This window comes from Sphingopyxis yananensis, assembly GCF_020687785.1.
GTDB lineage: Bacteria > Pseudomonadota > Alphaproteobacteria > Sphingomonadales > Sphingomonadaceae > Sphingopyxis > Sphingopyxis yananensis.
In genome coordinates this window covers 348,640-367,625 of record NZ_JAJEWI010000008.1, presented here as the reverse complement: position 1 = coordinate 367,625, position 18,986 = coordinate 348,640, and the positions used below count along the sequence as shown (strand labels likewise).

Below are 18,986 nucleotides of genomic sequence, written 5' to 3'. Positions count from 1 at the left end.
TGGAGTTAGACTTTATGCTGTTTCAGCAATGCGGAGAATTTGCAATTTCATAATTTCGCTTCGCTCAAGAAAGTTTTCCGGCGTGGCGCTGGGTGCGAATTTTCTGAGTGCGAAGTGGGTCGATGGCCGGTCTAGCCGAGCCCAAAAAAACAGATCGCCTGCCCCCCGCAGGAACATTCCCGTTTATTGGACCGAGGTAGAAAATGACGACAACCCCCCGACAGAATATGTGCGTGATCAACCCCGCGCTGGTGCCCCTGATCGCCCCCTTTGTGGGGAGCCAGTCAGAAATCATGCTGCGTGTTGGCATTAGCTGGAACAGTTGGAACAAAATCTTGGCGGCGCGTCCGATCCGGATATCGATGGCGGAACGTTTTCGGGAACGTATCGGTAAGATTGCGCTGGAAACGGAAAGCTTCGTTGCGGTCTTTCCTGCCGCCGAGGGGGGGCTGGATCACGCGGCCTTTGATCGGGCGTTTATTGTGCGTCCTGATCAAGTGATTTGCGATCGTGCCGCTGATACGGCGCAGGCGGCAAAGCAATATGCGCTAGCTGGCTGATCAGGGGCGGCGGTGTCACATGGGGCGGGGCAGCCCTGTGGTGCGGATGGGACGACCTTGACGCCCTTGTCGCTGCCCCGCCATCCGGACATTTTCTGTAGACTTTGACGGTATCCCTATTTAGCTAGGGTGTAGCTTTTTGCTGCCGTCTTGAAAGTCAAGAATAATGTCCGAATTGTTGACCATTATTATCCCATTTTTTAACGAAAAAGGATGGGTAGGGAAAACGGTTGAAACTATAGTTGGTCAGAGCAATCAGAATTTTAGGCTATTAGTCGTGGATAATGGCTCCACGGATGACAGTGGTGCAGAAGCGGAACTGGCCGGTTCCATTCTTGGAGCACGATTCATTGCAACGCATTGCGACGTGGCAGGAAAAAATCATGCTATGCAACATGCACTGAATATGGTGGAAACACCTTATGTTGCAATCTGTGATGCAGATACCATTTACCCACAAGATTATGTAGGTAATATTATTAGGTTATTTCAAGAAAATCCATCTGCTGCGTCGGTTATGGCGGTTGATCTTTACGGGAAAGATGCGGCGGCGCATGAAAAGCGTAAGGATTTTGTGCTGCGAAAAAGCGAAAAATTTGCATCCAAATGCCATGCGGGTGGCTATGCGCAGGCGTATCGGACCGATATCGTCAAAAAAATTGGCGGCTTCGATATCGGAATCTGGCCTTATACCCTTGGAGATCATGAAATTGTTCATCGGCTTAGCCCGCATGGGCAATCCATATATCATCGCGAACATTTTTGTTTTCCATCCGAACGACGAACATGCCGAACGTCCGTTTCTTGGACAGGCTTTGAGCGCTTATTATATCGCTATATGCCCCAGCGCGGAATGGATTGGTTCTTTTACGACTTTTTAGGCCCAAAGTTGAGAAAGAGAGGATGTTACGCAAAAGCGTTGAGGGAAAAAAGCTGGGAGTAGGGTGATAGCCGGAAAGGCAGAGTGACTGATACGGGGCGTATCGGTATGAAAGCGAGTATGGCACTCTATTCATGGAACCACCGCTGTCTTGGCGTTCCTTTTGCTCGGCGAGTTGATATTTTCTCGCTGGAGCCATAAATACCGCCGATAGTGAGAAAATGAAACGTTGGTAGACCCGTCTGTAGTGACGGAGAGTAGACGATCTGCTGTCTTATAAGCACGGCCATTTTCCGGTAGAACAGCTTGGGTATTTGGCGGGCGTGGGCCTACAAGGTGCGGAAAAGATGGAATCTGGTCGAAATCGGACATGGATGGGGCGATCATGACGATGCGCATAGGGTTTCTATTTAACCATGATCAAATCCACCAAGTTGCGCATAGCTTGCCTATTGCGATGGCCTTGGCGCAAGGCGGGTTTGCAGGCGAGATCATTGTCGCGACCACCAATGATCGTATGGCCGCAGAGGTACAGCGACTAGCGGGTGCCTTTTTGGGGACATCCATCCAGCATGTTGCGTTGGAACTAGCCCCTCGGTCCAAGCGGTGGAGCGGGATATTGGGCAAGGTGATTCCAGCGTCTAAATTGCTGGTATACCGTGATAATATAGCTTTTTTTCAAAGCCTCGACATTTTGGTGGTTTCGGAAAAAACATCGTTGCTGCTGAAGTCTCACTATGGGCTGCATGATTTGGTCATGGTGCACACGCGGCACGGGGCAGGTGATCGGGCGATTGGTTTTGATAAATCCAGTGCAGATTTCGACCATGTGCTTTGTTCCGGTGACAAAATTCGGCGGCGCTTGATCGAGGAAGCGAAAGTTGACCCGAACGCCATTAGCATTGTGGGTTATCCCAAATTTGACGCGTTGATAGGACAGCCTGTTCGCGAGCGCGGGGCCACTGAACGGCCCATCATCATGTACAATCCCCATCCCGCACCCCATCTGTCATCTTGGTATAAACATGGCCGGGCAGTGCTGGACCATTTTCGCAAGGATGATGGACGCAAGCTGATTTTTGCGCCGCATATCATGCTATTTGAGCGCCCCTATGTGTTGACCATCGATAAATTGTCGCTGGATCGCGCGGGCACGATCAGCAACCATTATCTGCGCGGGGACAATATTCATATCGATCTGGGCAGCAAAGCGTCGACAGACATGAGCTATACGATGGCGTCAGACCTCTATTTGGGGGATGCCAGCAGTCAGATTTATGAATTTTTATATCGTCCGCGGCCCTGTATTTTTTTGAACAGCCATGGAGTGAAATGGGAAGGTGATCTGAACTATACTCATTGGCAAGCGGGAGAGGTCATTTCGCATCCATCCGAACTGGGCGCTGCGCTGGACCGTGCCGAGGAATTGCATGCCAACCGCTATTTGCCGATCCAGCAACAGATTTTCGCCGATAGTTTTGACTTAGATGCCCGCGCGTCGTCCCAGCGCGCAGCGGACGTCATTGCGATGCTGGCAGACCGGAAGCGGACTGGGATCAAGAGGCCCGCGGGTGAGGTGACGGCGTGAACAATATCCATCGGCACCAGCGGAGCTTTGCTGAATGACACAAATGCGGATCGCTTATGTGATCAATTCGGTGGAAGGCGGCGGGGCTGCGCAGCCAGTTCCCGCTATCACACAGGTTATGCGCGACTATGGCGCGGAAGTTCGCGTATTTGCGTTAACGCCGCAGGACCGGCGCGGATTACCTGCGATGGTTGAAGCAGGGCTGAACCCGTTGGTCCGCGAAAGTGGAAAAGGCGACCATTTTGCAGCCAGTCGGTGGCTGCGCCATCAACTGACCGAATGGGGCGCGACCCATATTTGGACGTCCTTGTCCCGCGCCACTATTTTGGGTCTGTTGTTGGGTCCAAAATTGGGTCTGCCAGTCATCAGTTGGCAGCACGCGGCTTTTCTAAAGCCATGGAACCGCCGTTTGTTGCGTCTCTTGTCGAGCCGCGCCTTATTGTGGGTGGGGGATTCCTATTCCGTCACTCAGTTGACCAAAGAGCGATTGAAGGTGAGCGATGACCGCTTGACCTGTTGGCCGATTTTTGCCGCCGACCCCGATATGCCGCAAGCCAGCAGTTGGCGGGAAGGGGAGGTTTTGCGCATCGGGTCCTTGGGCCGTCTGCATCCTGTGAAGGGATATGATGTGCTGATCGAAGCTTTGGCGCTGATGAAGGCATCGGGCTTTGCCTCGCCCATTCCGTTCGAGATATCGATTGCGGGGGATGGCGCAGAGCGGGCGGCCCTACAGGCCCAAGCCGAACAGGCCGGAATCACCAATATCCATTTCATCGGCTATGTGGATCAGCCCCGCGCGTTTTTGGCGTCGCTGCACCTTTATTTGCAACCCTCCCGATCCGAGGGGTTTTGCATTGGGGCCCATGAAGCGATGGCGGCGGGGTTGCCCGTGATTGCGTCGTCGGTGGGGGAATTGCCATGGTCCATCGACACTGGGCGGACAGGGGCCTTAGTTCCCCCTAATGACGCACAGCAATTGGCCAGCGCATTGCAGGACATGCTGCGCGACCCCAACCAGTTGGCGGCCATGGGCCAAACTGCGCGCAATGTCATGTTGAAGCGATATTCACAGGAAAAATTTGCCGCGACCGGAACGGCTATTCTCGATCATATCCGCCGAGAGACCGCCTAAGGTCGAGCGCTAGTCCCTTGAGGGAGCGGTCGATCCGCTTCACATCAAATAGGGTGATATCGCCGCAGCCGGACAATGTGTGCATTCCCTCCACATAGGGAGCGGCGGAGGAGGGGAGGGATAGAGGGTCGCCCATTTCGGCTTGAAATTCCCTGTCATTTAATCGGTCGATCCACAGCGGCCGACAGGCCCCGCCATAAGTGTCGCTGCAATCTTGTACGGGCAACATGATGCGTCCGTTGATGATGACAGGCTGGCCACCTGGGCGTGCTGATTGCCGATCAATTCGGACGGGATTGGCAGGATGCGTCACCCAAGGCCCGCATAAATCGGATGCCCATGCGACGTGCAAATGCGATTGTTTTGTGATCTTGCTGGTTGCGGGTGAGTAAAACAGCCACCAGCGATCTTGATGATAGAAAATACTGGCGTCCACCGGCACGCAATCCAGCCGAATTTCACATTCGGCGCGCCAGTCTGCCAGCCCGCCAAAATCTCGATATAGGGTTAGCGTTCCCGACCGATGGGCTTCGGGCAGCATCCACAAGCCACCCTCACCCGCGAAAACTTGTGGGTAAGAAAGATCAAGCCTCTGTTAAGCAGGGACGCCGTGATTGCAATTGCAACTGATCGTCTAGGCTGAGCAGTTCAATGGTGCCATGCCGCGTGCGATAATCATAATGTTCTGCAAAAATATGCAGCAACCCATCCGCTCCGCGCCACCCAAAGGGGTCGGCGATAAATTGAAAAGCTGGTTCTTCGGGAAGCCAGTGAACCGGATCGGTGATGCCGCCCTTGGATAGCACCGCTTCGATAGGCTCCATGACCAAACCACATCTCCATATATCCTTTCGGCGTGGCATGTCGTGGCATCCTTTTTTCGGGTTAGGGGAGGCGGCTGAATTGGGGCGTATAGGGGAAATTATGCGTGAACGCGAGATCGCGAAACGTTGATGCCCGCCAAGGCCGGTCATCGATACAATGGATAGGCAGGGGGCTGAAAACGGGGGATATTAAGCTGGGGGTGCTTTCAAAAACTCTACATAGAAACGCACATTCCCAATGGGTTCGACATGGTGACGGATCGTTGGTTCGACCACAGCGGGTGGCTGATCTGCCGTTAAGATCGTGTCGCTGCTGCACCGCCGAGGGTCCGTCACGCGATAGCGTAAGGAGCCTTCTTCGACATGAATCAAACCCCATACCCCATCTTTTGTATGATGGTCTGATAATAGTCCGGTCGGGACGGTGGCCTGCGTGAAGGTGGGGGTTCGTTTATAGGCCTGCAGCTCAGTTGGCAGCTCGGTGATCATGAGAGTGACGCTTTATCACGGCGAAATTCTACGCCCAGCCGCAAACTCTCGGCAATACGCTCTGCTTTGGCTTGCAGGGCGGTGGCTTGATCGGCGTGCAATAATTCATTGGTCGTCTGCTGCCACAAGGCCAGCCAGCGTTCAAAATTTGCTATGGTCATTTTATCATGGTGCAGCAGATGTTGAACCATCGGTTGTCCTTTATAGCGCCCACTGCCCAAGATGATGGACGACCAAAAGGATTTCAGCGTTTCCAAATGTTCTGGCCAATCTGAAATGGCGGCATTGAAAATTGGCCCAAGCACGGGCTCAACACGAATGCGGCTGTAAAACTCAGGGATTAGCCGATCGATATCGCTCTCGCTTATGGGGGTGGGTGGGGTCATAGAAACCGCTTGCTCCGCCTATTCATCATTCATGCTAGCGCACACTCTATAGCAGAATTTAGCTGTGATAGGAAAAGTTAGTCGAGACGACGCGACGCCAAGAATTTGGGGGAGCATCGGTCGGCGATGATATAGGGCTTACCCAGCATTGATGGAAGGTGACTTGCGGCGCGGTTGATGTACTTCTCCTTCTGATGCGTTGAAAATGCGGATTGGGCCGTAGGAGACAAGGTAAATATGTCGCTGTTAGAAGCTAAGGTGTCGATTGTAACAGGAGCTTCGACTGGGATTGGTCGCCGCACTGCTTTGGATTTTGCGGCAGCGGGTGCGCGCGTCGCGCTGGCAGATATTGCTGTCGAAGCGGGTGAGGAACTAGCGCAAGAAATTATCCGGTTGGGCGGAGCGGCTGTTTTTATAAAGACAGATGTATCGAAAACAGAGGATGTCGCGCGCCTTGTCGATCTTGTGGTTGGTCATTTTGGTAAACTGGACTGCGCCTTTAACAATGCTGGTATCGCACCGCGCGGGGCCGCCATTGCTGATATGGGTGAAGCCGATTGGGATCGCACCATTGCCATTAATCTGAAAGGTGTGTGGGCCTGCTTGAAATATGAATGTGCGCAAATGATGCGCCAAGGACATGGCGGGGCTATTGTTAATACGTCGTCCACGATGGGCGTCGTCAGCGGCCCTGGCTTGGCAGCTTATTCTGCATCCAAATTTGGAGTGATTGGCCTGACCAAGGCTGTGGCTATTGATTACGCGCGCAGCGGCATAAGGGTGAATGCTGTTTGTCCGGGTGGGATTGGCGAGACAGCCATTACCAGCGCGCCCGAAAATCAACAGGATATGGATCAGTTGGCCCAAATGACGCCGATGGGGCATCTGGGCAAGCCGCGTAATATCTCAGAAGCCGTGATTTGGCTGTGCTCGGATAAGTCTGACTTCATTACCGGCCAAGCGCTGAGCATTGATGGCGGTTTCACCAGTTGGTAAGCTCTGCTGAATGCTATGTTCATGAAAAAGCGCCGTGGTGAATAGCCTCGGCGTTTTTTCGGTCTGAATATCTGCCGATCCTAGCCCGCGTCCTTGATCGGCGCTTGGCAAAATTATCGTGAGCGGCGGGGTGCGTAGGCTGTTCTTGCGTTACGTTCCGCTGGGCTGATCCACGACGAACATACGGGTTGCGCTTCGGTCGAACAGATTTTCTTCGTCGTCCGCAATCGCCTGAGCAATCTCAGCTTCTGCGGCTTTGGCTAGAAACGCATTATAGTCCGCACGGTTGGCAAAAAAGATCTCCGTGACCACGTCAAAATCGATAGGCGCAACGGCGGCGTTCACAAATGCCGTTTCATGTTCGACGAAGTTTCGGCGATAATCGACGATATTGGGGAGAAGTTTACGGATCAGAACGGCATGTTTATTTTCATAATATTCGACAAAATCATCATGCGACATGCCGTTTTTCCGTTTTAAAAGTGCTATTGCCTTTAACATGATTGTTCGTCCCAAATATTTATCGTTTTCATGATGAGATTGCTTAGTAAAGCTTATCAGTCTCCCTTTGAAGATGAAAACTGTACGAGGCAGTTTAGCGTGCTGGCCATTCCGGCCAAAGATGCAACGCCGAAGGTGCAGATGGGCTGGCGGTAGGGCCCTGGGTGCTGGTCGAATCTATCGGCGGGTGCAGCCTCAAGCTGGACAGTGCGTACCCAGTTCATGCCCGAACGCCCCGTCACGCAGACGGGGATTCATGCCCACACATAGGTTACAGTCCAATGGGCGCACCGCATGGACGGGCCAAGCATAGCTATCAGGATCACCTGTCCAGTGTGAAGAGCGTCAGAAATATCCTCTGCGCCCGCTTTCTGCACAATGGTTGAAAGCTCGCAGAAAGCGCCACGGAAAAGCTTGAGCAGAGTATGGAAGCGGCCGGCTAAGCGCCACAATGCCGCTCGTAAGTTTATCTTAACTCAAGAAAAAACCATATAAAATAATGTTGCCGGCTACAAGATTCGAACTCGTGACCCCCTGATTACAAAGCTGATCTAGGCTTTTGTATATAATCGGTTTTTCTCCCAATGCGGAGAAGTCGCATGACGCAATTTCAATCACTTACGGGTGATTTGCCAAATGCAAAAAGTGCCCGTTCGCTCTATGAAATTGCAACGGGTATCCAGTCAAAGTCGAAAGCGCGTCGGACCTTTCAACCTGTTCGCCGGAATAGCTTCAACGCTGGCGAGAGGGAGGGGCGTTTCTGGCGTCCTGTTGATCCCAAAACGAAATGGGCTCGCATTCGCGCGGCTGAAACTTATGACCGGCAAAATAAAGAAGTAGGGAAGCGCAATGGTCCGCTGGGCCATGTCGCGCTTGAAATCGTGCGCGAGATGTACCGGATCGTCGATTATAAGACCGGTCGCCTTGAGCCTTCGATCGACTTTTTGATGGGCAAACTGCAACGCTCGCGCGCCGCCATTTGTGCGGCCTTGGCGCGTCTGCGCGAACATGGCTTTATCGAGTGGATGCGGCGCACCGAACCAACGGGAAATGAAGGATGGGGGCCACAGGTCCGCCAGATTTCCAACGCCTATCGCTTGTGTGTGCCCAAAGCGGCGCAGAAGGTCGTCGACTTCATCACCGGCAAGAAGCGCCCACTGCCCGCTGATGACGCGCATCGCCGTGAGCAAGCAGCGGCGCAAGAACAAGAAATGCTGGAAAGCCTGCCAATGGAAGAGCGCATGGCGGTGATAGTCGGTCAAAATCCGCTGGCGGAAACGCTTGCTCGCATAGGGCGCTTGATTGAGGATAACGCGAGTTCACCAAGCGGTCAGAATCCTGACATAGTTATTAATAATGAACGGCTTCGCCGTGCGCCATTATAGGGATTGGGCCGAAACTGGTCGCAGACCAGCAGATATGGCGTCCAGCGGACAGCTCAGAAGCGGCATCGTTGATGCCGCATATGCTCCCCAATGGGCGCATGGCGAAAGCTCGCGTGGAACGCGGGCAACAGCGAGGGGTGAAAGGTCGCCGTGGGTGCACGGAAATGCACGGCTCACATTTCAATGTGAATGTGACGCAAAGCTAGGCGGCTCTAAGGCGCACGGCACGTGGGCGAATGCACGAAAACCGACACCAAAAGCGTGCAGGCGAGGAGGGGAGCTGATTGCGGCGCGTGGGGTTTGAAGGCGGAGAGGTTACCGACGCACAGGTCGCCCTTTCAGTTGGGTGCGGTGATAGTTAGGGGTAGGGCGGGGGAGAACCTGCGGCCGCAGCCTTGGCACGAGGTGGGAGAGGAAGTTTAGTGGCAGGGCCGTTCGTTTCGGATCACCGGCGCTGATATCGTACCAAGTCAGTTAAGATGTGCGCTTGAGTGGCTCTGTAAATCATTCGTGATTTGAGCCCACCATTGACTAGATTACAATTAAACAGACTATTCCATAATAGTTTAGATCGACATGTTTCTAAACTATTTGCTTAAACATTATATTTGATATTTAGGGATGAGTGCCCTTGTAATTGGACGCCTGAACAGCCATATTATTTATATGCCCTCTGCGCCCTACAAGGCGCGGATATGTACGCATTGTCTCTTCACAGTCAAAAATACATTTGGTTGATTTTTCTGAGGCAGGACATGCTCGATATTGAGCACAGATTGTAGCGGCTGCTCCGTCTACGACGCATATCCCGACCATCTTTATGGTCAAATTCTTCGAGCTACCAGTCAGCGTTTGCGCTGCATTCCAAGAAGTTTCACATCGCCGTGGCTGCTTAAAGAATGAATCGCTGTAGCTCGCTCATCAATGAGAGAGAAGATTTATGGCTAAATCACAGAAAAAATCTAACCGTGAAATCCGTAAGCCAAAAGCGGAGAAGGTTAAATCGAACGCATCAAAGCCTTCACAAAAACCCGGCATCGTACCGGGCTTGGATAATATGCAACGATAAGAGGGTAGCTTATGCGAATGTCTCCAACCCAGTGCCGCGAGCAGGCCGAACTGCAACGTGCCAAAGCTCTGAACGAACCTCTCGAAAATCGTCGGAAAATCGCGATTAAAGCGGCCACCGCGTGGGAGGCTGAAGCAGTTCTATCTGAGAAGAGAGAAGCGAAATCCAGACCACGCGACAAGGTGGACATCGCGATTATGATGGAGTTTGCGATGGAGGAGGCGGAGCTGGCCCGCGCTTGATCCGATAGCTGATCCAATGAGGGTAGCCTTCTAGCTGAAGTGGGATGCCCTCTTCATGCGTCTTGGAATGTCCAGCTCGTCGTGCCAAACCTGTTCAATCATTCGTGAACTAGCTCCCAACCCATGGGAAGGTTTGGCATCATCGAGAAGTAGGTTTATTTGCCCTTACGAGCTTGCCGCGCCGCATAGCGCAAATCGCGTGCTGCTTTGAGTTCTAATGGGGTGCGCGGCGCGATCTTCTGTATTTCGCGTGCCATTTGCTGCTTCGTCGCTTCAGCTTTTACGGCCGCCGCTTCTTTCCTGGCTTCACTTTGTGCTGCTTTGGCAAATTGCGCATCAGCGCGTTTCGCGGCCAACGCTTCATCCTTTTGAGCTTGGCGCTCCATGCGTAGTGCCTTTTCTGCCGGATCAATGGCAGGGCGTGCGCGCAATTGGGCCAGAGCCTTGTCTTTTGCACTGCGTGCAATGGCCTGACGATCTTGAAGGGTGGGTTCTTTATAGCCGTGCATATATATATCCTCTTTTTCCGCTGACATGATGTGTTGGGCGGGCTGTTTCTTGGCGCCCGCACCCTCTAAACGGCTGGTTAATCGACCATCGCCGCCACTAATTGGCGTAAGTCACCGCGCGTAAGTTCGCCAAAGCGTGCTTGCTGGGTGTCAACGTTCATGCTCCCACTTGGGGCGGCATCGGTTTCAGCCGTATAATCATGTGTAGCGGCTGGATTATTATAGTTCATATTTTCCTTGGGTCGCGGCCTATGCCGCAACATTCTATCTTTTAAATTGGCTGCGGCGTTTTGGTCCGCCACTTGGACCTTGCGTTTTCTCACGAAAGACGACACGACCTTTTGTCAGGTCGTAAGGCGTCATTTCTACATGAACACGGTCGCCGACAACTGTTCGAATGCGGAATTTCCGCATCTTACCCGCAGTATACGCGATAATTTTGTGCTCATTATCAAGGAGAACGGCGAAGCGGCCGTCTGGCAGGAGTTCTTCAACGAACCCTTCCATCGTCAACAATTCTTCTTTAGCCATCATTATTTCCGAAAGATGTTCACCGGTCTCGTTCGCGGAAATACGCGAAGGGATGAGGCGAAGATTTTGCTGTTCGCGCCGCCTGAATAGGATGCGGTAAATCGCTATATTGGACCGCGCTCATTGGCGTGAATGGGGCGCGCCACTGATTGGCAGACGATCCATCGATGTGATAGATGGACTTATCGGAGATCCCGCGCATGCCCACTTGTTTGAAAGCGGCGAAGTGGTGTTCCGCCTCGCCGCGCTCGATTTTATGCAGCTTGCAGATTTACGGCCGAGGTTTTCCCGCGACGGTCAGTCTCCAATTCATAGGAAACGCGTTGATCTTTATTCAGCGTGGCCATACCGGCGTTTTGAACGGCTGTGATATGTACGAACGCGTCGCCACTGCCATCTTCTGGCTCAATAAAACCAAAACCCTTATCGACGTTGAAAAACTTTACTGTACCAGTGATCATGAGAATATCCTTTATCCCATAGTGTGATGGGCGTGAGCCAACAGCGGCACACCCCAGCTTCTGTAGTGCTATAAAAGGGACAAAGGGGGGGCATTAAGCTGCCCGATATCCGTCAAATGCGACGTCAGCAAAAACGTTATAGCAGCTTATCCTAAAATTGATAGGGTTAATCAGATTAAATTATAAATGCTGTAATCAACAGTGCACTTCGCTGGTTTGTTGATCGTTGATTTAAGAAGAAATTCTGAATGATTGCATAATTTTTATTATTAAACTGACAAAAAAATGTGACTTTTTTGAAGTTTTTTGCGCTGAAGGCTGATGGTAAAGACCATATTGGGCAAGCGGGGTCGCTGAATTTTTCAGCGGCCCCGCGATCTTATTGGCGATGTCAGATACGGCTAATCACCAATTCCCCCGCATCTTTGGCCGATGCGCCGCCGCCGACCGTGTATCGGACGCGGACTTTTTCTTGGTCAAAGGCGGCGAAGATGTCGCGCACGTCTGGATGATCGTTGATCGATAGGATGAACTGGCCCTTGATGCCGCCCAGCAGCTCGGCCATTTCCGCAAAGTCGTCGCGGCTGAAGATGCCCGGACCATAATCCTTTTCATTCCCATAATAGGGCGGGTCGAGGTAAAAGAGGGTGTGCGGCCGGTCCCACCTTGCGATGAACTGTCGCCAGTCCAGCCGTTCGATGATCACGCCGGTCATCCGCTCGTGCAGATCCTCCAGCATCGGCACCAATTTGCTGACATCGAAACGACCGGCACGTTCCGGCGCAACGCCAAAGGTGCGCGGCCCCGCGACCTTGCCGCCAAAGGCCAGCCGCTGAAGATAGAGGAAGCGGGCCGCGCGCTGCATGTCGGTAAGTGTCGACGGGTCTTGCCGCGTCAGCTTTTCAAAATTGGCACGGCTGCTGATCTGCCAACGGATCATATCGATGAAGGGCAAATAATGATGCTGAAGCACGCGAAACAGCGTGGTCACATCTTCGCTAATATCGTTGATGACTTCGCATTTGGGCCGCATGGTCCGGCGCAGAAACACACCGCCCATGCCGACAAACACTTCGGCATAGCTTTGATGGTCGACCGCGTTAATTCGGTTAACCAAATGCTTGGATAGATTGCGCTTTCCGCCCAAATATGGCGCAACTGGCAGAGCGGGGGAGACCGCCTCAAGGCTGTTCATAATATCTTGCTTCCTTGGCTTTGTTCACTAAACGTTCCCGCGCTCAGCTGAGCAGGGCGGGACGATTCGGCGCGGCAGATCGCGCGCCGGATTGCGGCAAGGAAGCTTTGCCGGGGGAAGGGCGGTGCTACGCCCTTTCCCCCCGCCCAGATCGGGCAGGGTGGACGATCAGGCGGACGGCGCGCTGGCGCTGCTGACCTGATAAGGGGCAAAAGCGATGATGCTATCGCCCGCCCAATCATTAACCTCGGCCATGCGGGCCATCAGCGGCTCAATCTCATTTTGAAAGAAAATCTCCGCCGCCGTGCGCACATCACCAAAGCCGCCATTATTTTGCGGGATCACGCCCAAAAGCTGGGGCGGCACACGGTGCGCGGCCAGCACGTCATCGCGGGTCACATTTTTGATGTTCAGAAATTCATCCTTGGCCGCAACCTCGGACAGGTGGATCACTTGCACGCCGTCTTTCTTGCCATTGGGCACATGCAGAAACAGGTTCTTAAAATTGCCTTGGCCTCGGCTCTCGCGCATCGCCTCGCGGATTTGGTCGACATCTTCGTCGTTCATCGCGGTTTCGCTGAGGTAAAAGATGAACCCCGCATGTGCGCCGTTCAGATAATAGCGCCGCCGAAACAGCGTGGCATTTTCGTTGAGCAGTAAGCTTTGCAGCGCCGCCAGATATTCCGGCTTGCCATAAAGTTCCTGCGCCACATCATGCTCCATCAAATGAAAGATGCTGCCAGCACTAAACTTGTGCGGTTCCCGAAATTTCTCGATAAAATAATATTCCCCGTCCCGCGCGCGGCGGGTGCCCACCGCCAAGCTGTTGGCATAATGGGCGGTGCGGCCAAAGGCGTTGGGCACATCTTCCAGAAAGCCATTGCCCATCACCAGAAAGTCGAGCGCGAACTTGCCAAACTCCGCCGCGCTCAATTTGGGATGCGCGATGAAATGCTTGACCAGCAAATTGCGTTTGACGCGGATCGCGCTGCCATGATGGGCGCTGGCTTGCAGCAGCTGCGCCAGCGTCTTGGGCGCGATGGGCGGTTCATACCAGCGGCCCGTCCAGCTGCATTCCACATAGCCCAGCAATTCGCGCCGATTGACCACACTGACCGCATCATCAATGGCAAAGGCGCTGACGCCCGTGGCGCGGCCAGAGGAAGTGGCGGCGGCGGCTTCGGTCATCGGTTAATCTCCACAGTGGATTTTTTGTGGCCGCCATCATTGGCGTCCAAGGGTTCACAGCTCAGCGCATGGAGCAGCGCCCAACCCAAATCGCCATGGCCGGTCGCGGCGGATCGGCGGGCGACATAGGTCAGCGTCTTTTGGCCTTTGGTCAGCTGGGGGTGAATGGACATCAGCGCCTGCGCCAAGTCGGTCCAGCCCGCGTCAAATTCGATGCGACTGCGCGAAAAGACATTCTTGCCCTTCAGCACCATTTCCGATTTGACGTGCGGCGAATAATTGATGCGCCGCGCCAGCGGGAAGAATTTGACCACCAGCTGATAGACCGCGCTGCCCATGCCGGTGCCATCAATGGCGATCTCGGTGACATGATATTTGCGCGTCAGCTTCTTAATTTCTGCGGCCTGCGCCTCATAATCCTTGCCGCGCCAGCTATGCTTTTCCAGCACACGGAACTTGCCGCCTGCCTTCATCGGCGGCGCGACGACCACCAAGCTGGCGCTGTCGCCATCCTCGCTTTCGGCGGGGTCATAGCCAATCCACACCGCGCCATCGCCGTAAGGGTGCAGGCCATAGGGCTTAAAATCTTTCCAGACTTCCCAGCTATCGATCATGGCGGGGCGCACCATGGCGAGCGGGAAGGCGCTGGCGCTGTCATCGATAAAATCACAGCCGAACAAATTGTTAAACTGGTCGACCGAATAACGGAATTTCAGATCGTCCAGATCGAACAAATTGCATCCCGCCGCCTCGGCATCATGGATGGTCACGACATGGCGGAAGATACGGTCCTCGCCCAGCACGCCGTCCTTCAGCGCGGCAGGGCTGGTGTCAATTTTGACCTGTTCATTCTTGGGCCGCCCCTCGTTGAACCACTCGCCCGACCATTTTTTATAGGCTTCATGGTTGATCGTGCTGGGCGTCGAGAAATAGGTGATGTGGTAAAATTTCTGCGCCGCCATGGCCGAGGCGACGGTGTCGATCTGGTCAAAGCCGTGTATCCAGAACACCTCGTCGATATAGACATCGCCATGATAGCTTTGGGCCGTCCGGTAATTGGTGCCCAGAAAATACATGGTAAAGGGTTCGAGCCGGTTGCCGTCCGCATCTTCACCCCGGCTGATAACCAGATGCTCGCCCTTCAGGTCGATCTCCAGCACCTTCTGGACAAACTGCCAGATATAGGACCGGAAGTTATTGGCTTGGGCGCGGCTGGCGGAGATGAAGATTTGATTGTTGCCGGTCTCCAGCCCGCGCAGCAGGGCCTCCAGCGCAAACCAAAATGTCGCGCCAATCTGGCGGGACTTCAGCAAGAACCGCGTCTTGCGATTGATGTTGGTCCACCATGTTTCTTGATAACCAAAGGCCAGATCGGCCATGGCCGCGCGCAGCTTTTCCGCCTGATCGGGCGTGATCAGGTTGCGCTTGGGTGTGCGCTTGGGCTTGGCGTTGCGGTTCGCCACATTGGGGTTGAGGTCGCCTTCATGGCCGCCGTCCTCGCCATAGCGGCGGACGCGGGCCATACGCTCGATCTGGCGGCCCAGCAGGTCGATCTCCTTAAAATCGCTGCCCGTTTTCTTTTCTTTGAAGATCAGCTGATTAAGCCGCATCTCGCAGCTATCTTCGACGCGGCGGATAACCGGATCATCATCCCATTTGTCCCGCGTCTTCCACGCGCCGACGGTGTTGGCGGACAGGCCCAGCTCGTCCGCAATGTCTGACACGCCCCAGCCGCGCCAATAATAGGCGCGCGCCACGCGCCGCGCATCATAGGGGATGGCGGCGGGAATGGGCATAGATGAAGTGTCGGCGGATTGGGTCATGCCCGCATTTTGCGCGCGCGCGTGGCATCAATCCCGCCCGCGCATTTGTGGTGCGCAGAACCACAAAAGGGGGCCGTTGAGAAAGGAACGCGCGCGCGGCTTATTGGGCTTTCATTCGCTCAGTCTGAATATCTGAACAGGAGCCGCCTTCATGGCACGTACCAAGTTTTTCCGTGTGGCGGTCGAGGGGCCGACCATTGATGGCCGCAATATCGAGCGTAAGCATCTGGAACAGATGGCCGCCAGCTATGACCCCGCCACCTATACGGCGCGCCTGAATGTCGAGCATCTGCGCGGCTATTCGCCCAATCCCCCGTTCAACGCTTATGGCAGCATTGCCGAGGTGAAGACCGAAGAAATCACGCTGAACATTGGCGGCAAGGACCAAAAGAAGCTGGCGCTTTATGCCAGCTTTGACGTGAATGATCAGGCCAAGCAGCTGACCGCAGACGATCAAAAGATTTTCTCCAGCGTCGAAATTCAGCCCAATTTTGCCCAGACCAACAAAGCCTATCTGGTCGGCCTTGCGCTGACCGATAGCCCCGCCAGTCTGGCGACCGAGGCGCTCAAATTCTCGGCGCGCGATGATGCGAAGAAAGATCATCTGCTGGCCGTGGATGATGCGGGCTTCATCATGGAATTTGCCGACGCGGGCAGCAGCGATGAGGAACTGAAGCAAGCCGGTTCGTTCCTGAAAAAGCTGTTCAGCGGCATGATGGCGGGTGGCAGCGAAACGGTCATCACGCCTGCACCCGCACCCGCTGCGCCGCCTGTGCCTGTCGATCAATTCGCTCAATTGGCCTCGGCCATGGAACAAGGCTTCACCAAATTGACCGAGCTTCAGGCATCTGTTGCCGCCAAGCAAGACGCCCGCATTGCCGCGCTGTCGCAGGAATTGAGCGGACTGAAGGGCGATTTGGAAAAAGCGCCGGTCCGCAAATTCACCGCCCGTCCTGCTGCCACTGGCGGCGGCGACCGTATCTTGGCGGATTGCTGACGCGCCGCTGCCCCCTTCATCCGCCAAAAAACAATATCAAGGATCGACGTCATGCAGGAACAAACCCGCATTCTCTATAATGAATTTCTGGACCGTCAGGCTGAATTGAACAGCATCACGGACCCAGCCCATAAATTTAGCGTGGACCCCAGCATCCAACAAAAGCTGATCGACAAGCGCCAAGAATCGAGCGAGTTTCTCGGCCGCATCAACATCATCCCTGTCGATGAAATGAAGGGCGGCTTGCTGGGCCTTGGCATTGGCGGCCCCTTGGCGTCCAACACCGACACCAGCGGCAATGGCACCCGCACCACCGTGTCGCCCACCAATATGGACGCCTATGGATATGAATGCCGCAAAAATAACAGCGACACCCATATCACTTATGCGCTGCTCGATGCGTGGGCCAAATTCCCCGATTTTCAGACGCGCATTCAAAATCAGATCATCAAACGTCAGGCGCTCGATAATATTCTGATCGGCCTCAACGGGACCAGCTATGCCGCGACCAGCAATTCGGTTGCCAATCCGTTGCGCCAAGATGTGAATATCGGCTGGCTGCAAAAATTGCGCACCGACAAGCCCGACCATGTGCTGGACGAAGGCGTCGCGGTGGCGGACAAGGTCACCTATGGCCCCGGGGGCGACTTCGCCACGCTGGACGCCTTGGTCTATGATGCCATGCAGACGCATTTGCCCAGCTGGGCACGCGGCGACACCATGCTGCGCGCCTTTGTCAGCGCGGATTTGCTGCATGATAAATATTTCCCGCTGATCAATGCGGATCGCGATCCCACCGAACAGGTGGCGCGTGATACCATCATGTCGACCAAGCGTCTGGGCAATCTGCCAGCCGAGCAGCTGCCTTTCATGCCGAACGGCAAGATTTTCATCACCCGTTATGACAATCTGTCCATCTATGAACAGGCGGGCAAGCGCCGCCGCCATATCAAGGACAAGCCAGAACGCGACCGTATCGAAGACTATCAATCGTCCAACGATGCCTATGTCATCGAAGATTATGACTTCGCGATGCTGATCGAAAATATCGAATATCGCGCCGCGCCCGCTGGCGGCGGCGGCGGCTAACGACGTTCCCCCAACGCTTTCCTGATTTTGGGGGGCGGCATGGTGATCCGCGCCGCCCCATTTTTCCCCCATTTTGAAAGGTCCGCACCATGTCCATTGCTGCGAAAATCCGGCTGCGAAAGCTGGCCACCCTACAGGCCGCATCAGCGGTCGCCGTCGCCGCGCGGGAACAAGCCGATGCCGCCGAACAAGCGCGCCGCGCCGAACGTTTGGCCCAGCCCTTTGACCAAGACACGCTCGCGCCAGTTGCCAGCATTGATCCCGCCAATGCCAACGCCGCCAGCGCCGACGTTTCGCCCGCTACCAGCTTGCGCCAGCGCAAATTGGCGCGGCTAGAAATTGACGAACATGGCGCACAGGGCCTCGCGCCCGACCGCAGCCGCAGCGGCGAAGGCGCAACCGAATATGAATTGCTGCTCGCCGCGCTGGGCGAAGATGAAGCCGCGCTGAAAAGCCTGCAAGGCACCGAGCGCAAGGAAGAAGCCAAGCGCCATATGATCAGCAAATATGACGCCCATGTCGACGCCACGCTCGAAGCATCGGTGGACAGCGGCAAAGCGGTGCAAGATGAAATCGTCGCCATGATGATGATCTGGCGCTTTGATATTGGCGATTTTGAACGCGGGTTGGATATTGCCGAACATATGCTGCGCCACGGCCTGCGCCTGCCAGCCATCAAGAATTTCGTCCGCACCCCCGCCACCATCATTTGCGAAAATGTGGCCGAGGCAGGCTTGCGGGCCGATGGGGTCTCCAAGGATTTTGATGTCGCCATCCTGCACCGCGCGGCCCAGCTGACCGCCGATTTTGATATGCCGGATCAGGTCCGCGCCAAAATGGCCAAGGCGACCGCGCTGCATCTGCTGCGCGGTGCCGAGGCGGCGGACAGCGACGACGAAGCGGTCAAGGCCGGCAAGCCCGCCGCCGCGCGCCGCACCGCGCTCGATCTGCTGCGCCGCGCCTTGGAATTGGACAAGAATAGCGGCGTCAAAAAGAATATTGAACGCGTCGAAAGCTGGCTGAAAAAGCATGTCATCACGCTGGATGCTGACAGCAAAGCGGATACCGATGCCGCCGCTGATGCCGGTAACGCGGCGGACGACAGCCCCAAGGATTAACAGATCGCCCCCGGCGCCGGGGG

22 protein-coding genes are annotated in these 18,986 nt (G+C 54.7%); 10 read left to right on the top strand and 12 right to left on the bottom strand.

Annotated features, from left to right (window positions below; translation table 11 throughout):
* The first annotated feature begins 203 nt into the window (after positions 1–203).
* From LKO31_RS09960 to LKO31_RS09945, 4 genes are all read left to right on the top strand, one after another.
* Positions 204–560: a hypothetical protein gene (locus tag LKO31_RS09960; RefSeq protein ID WP_227690301.1), complete on the top strand. Its 357-nt coding sequence runs from the start codon at positions 204–206 to the stop codon at positions 558–560.
* A gap of 166 nt (positions 561–726) precedes the next feature.
* Positions 727–1,503 carry a glycosyltransferase family 2 protein gene (locus LKO31_RS09955; RefSeq protein WP_227690299.1) on the top strand — a complete coding sequence of 259 codons (777 nt, stop codon included), beginning with the start codon at positions 727–729 and terminating at the stop codon, positions 1,501–1,503.
* Positions 1,504–1,831: 328 nt separating this feature from the next.
* Positions 1,832–3,028, top strand: a complete 1,197-nt coding sequence (locus LKO31_RS09950; protein WP_227690608.1) for a hypothetical protein — start codon at positions 1,832–1,834, stop codon at positions 3,026–3,028.
* 34 nt (positions 3,029–3,062) lie between these two features.
* Positions 3,063–4,160, top strand: a complete 1,098-nt coding sequence (locus LKO31_RS09945) for a glycosyltransferase family 4 protein (RefSeq protein WP_227690298.1) — start codon at positions 3,063–3,065, stop codon at positions 4,158–4,160.
* Here the strand turns inward: LKO31_RS09945 and LKO31_RS09940 are convergent.
* The 4 genes from LKO31_RS09940 to LKO31_RS09925 form a co-directional block, all read right to left on the bottom strand.
* Positions 4,126–4,701: a glucosamine inositolphosphorylceramide transferase family protein gene (locus LKO31_RS09940; protein ID WP_227690296.1), complete on the bottom strand. Its 576-nt coding sequence runs from the start codon at positions 4,699–4,701 to the stop codon at positions 4,126–4,128. The genes LKO31_RS09945 and LKO31_RS09940 overlap by 35 nt on opposite strands.
* Positions 4,702–4,744: 43 nt before the next feature.
* Positions 4,745–4,990 carry a hypothetical protein gene (locus LKO31_RS09935; protein WP_227690295.1) on the bottom strand — a complete coding sequence of 82 codons (246 nt, stop codon included), beginning with the start codon at positions 4,988–4,990 and terminating at the stop codon, positions 4,745–4,747.
* 183 nt (positions 4,991–5,173) lie between these two features.
* Positions 5,174–5,473: a DUF1971 domain-containing protein gene (locus LKO31_RS09930; protein WP_227690292.1), complete on the bottom strand. Its 300-nt coding sequence runs from the start codon at positions 5,471–5,473 to the stop codon at positions 5,174–5,176.
* A complete protein-coding gene (locus LKO31_RS09925; RefSeq protein ID WP_227690291.1) occupies positions 5,470–5,859 on the bottom strand; it encodes a group III truncated hemoglobin in 390 nt (129 codons plus the stop codon). The genes LKO31_RS09930 and LKO31_RS09925 overlap by 4 nt, the downstream gene beginning before the upstream one ends.
* 237 nt (positions 5,860–6,096) lie before the next feature.
* On the opposite strand from LKO31_RS09925, the gene LKO31_RS09920 reads away from it, so the two are divergent.
* Positions 6,097–6,855, top strand: a complete 759-nt coding sequence (locus LKO31_RS09920) for a glucose 1-dehydrogenase (protein WP_227690289.1) — start codon at positions 6,097–6,099, stop codon at positions 6,853–6,855.
* A 150-nt stretch (positions 6,856–7,005) separates the two neighbouring features.
* Here LKO31_RS09920 and LKO31_RS09915 read toward each other — a convergent pair whose 3' ends face one another.
* On the bottom strand, positions 7,006–7,317 hold the full coding sequence (locus tag LKO31_RS09915; protein ID WP_227690287.1) for an EthD domain-containing protein: 312 nt from the start codon (positions 7,315–7,317) through the stop codon (positions 7,006–7,008).
* Between the two features lie 638 nt (positions 7,318–7,955).
* Here LKO31_RS09915 and LKO31_RS09910 point away from each other — a divergent pair.
* Complete coding sequence (locus LKO31_RS09910) at positions 7,956–8,741, top strand: replication protein A (protein ID WP_227690285.1); 786 nt, start codon at positions 7,956–7,958, stop codon at positions 8,739–8,741.
* 1,080 nt (positions 8,742–9,821) lie between these two features.
* Positions 9,822–10,052, top strand: coding sequence for a hypothetical protein (locus tag LKO31_RS09905; RefSeq protein WP_227690283.1), 231 nt, complete (start codon positions 9,822–9,824; stop codon positions 10,050–10,052).
* A 155-nt stretch (positions 10,053–10,207) separates the two neighbouring features.
* Here LKO31_RS09905 and LKO31_RS09900 read toward each other — a convergent pair whose 3' ends face one another.
* From LKO31_RS09900 to LKO31_RS09870, 7 genes are all read right to left on the bottom strand, one after another.
* A complete protein-coding gene (locus LKO31_RS09900; RefSeq protein WP_227690281.1) occupies positions 10,208–10,561 on the bottom strand; it encodes a DUF6481 family protein in 354 nt (117 codons plus the stop codon).
* Between the two features lie 77 nt (positions 10,562–10,638).
* The gene (locus LKO31_RS09895; RefSeq protein ID WP_227690280.1) at positions 10,639–10,791 is read right to left on the bottom strand and encodes a hypothetical protein; all 153 of its coding nucleotides are present in this window, start codon (positions 10,789–10,791) and stop codon (positions 10,639–10,641) included.
* Between the two features lie 34 nt (positions 10,792–10,825).
* A complete protein-coding gene (gene infA / locus LKO31_RS09890) occupies positions 10,826–11,092 on the bottom strand; it encodes a translation initiation factor IF-1 (RefSeq protein WP_227690607.1) in 267 nt (88 codons plus the stop codon).
* A gap of 254 nt (positions 11,093–11,346) precedes the next feature.
* Positions 11,347–11,553 (bottom strand): cold-shock protein, encoded by a 207-nt coding sequence (locus tag LKO31_RS09885; RefSeq protein ID WP_227690278.1) that lies wholly within the window; start codon positions 11,551–11,553, stop codon positions 11,347–11,349.
* Between the two features lie 391 nt (positions 11,554–11,944).
* Positions 11,945–12,748, bottom strand: coding sequence for a DNA adenine methylase (locus tag LKO31_RS09880; RefSeq protein WP_227690276.1), 804 nt, complete (start codon positions 12,746–12,748; stop codon positions 11,945–11,947).
* A gap of 168 nt (positions 12,749–12,916) precedes the next feature.
* Entirely contained in the window at positions 12,917–13,936 is a 1,020-nt protein-coding gene (locus LKO31_RS09875) for a phage portal protein (RefSeq protein ID WP_227690274.1), read from the bottom strand.
* Positions 13,933–15,759, bottom strand: a complete 1,827-nt coding sequence (locus LKO31_RS09870; RefSeq protein WP_227690272.1) for a terminase large subunit domain-containing protein — start codon at positions 15,757–15,759, stop codon at positions 13,933–13,935. The genes LKO31_RS09875 and LKO31_RS09870 overlap by 4 nt, the downstream gene beginning before the upstream one ends.
* 151 nt (positions 15,760–15,910) lie before the next feature.
* On the opposite strand from LKO31_RS09870, the gene LKO31_RS09865 reads away from it, so the two are divergent.
* The 3 genes from LKO31_RS09865 (at position 15,911) to gpM (ending at position 18,963) form a co-directional block, all read left to right on the top strand.
* On the top strand, positions 15,911–16,756 hold the full coding sequence (locus tag LKO31_RS09865; RefSeq protein ID WP_227690269.1) for a GPO family capsid scaffolding protein: 846 nt from the start codon (positions 15,911–15,913) through the stop codon (positions 16,754–16,756).
* 51 nt (positions 16,757–16,807) lie between these two features.
* On the top strand, positions 16,808–17,845 hold the full coding sequence (locus LKO31_RS09860) for a phage major capsid protein, P2 family (RefSeq protein ID WP_227690267.1): 1,038 nt from the start codon (positions 16,808–16,810) through the stop codon (positions 17,843–17,845).
* 89 nt (positions 17,846–17,934) lie between these two features.
* Positions 17,935–18,963: a phage terminase small subunit gene (gene gpM / locus LKO31_RS09855; RefSeq protein WP_227690266.1), complete on the top strand. Its 1,029-nt coding sequence runs from the start codon at positions 17,935–17,937 to the stop codon at positions 18,961–18,963.
* Positions 18,964–18,986 lie beyond the last annotated feature (23 nt).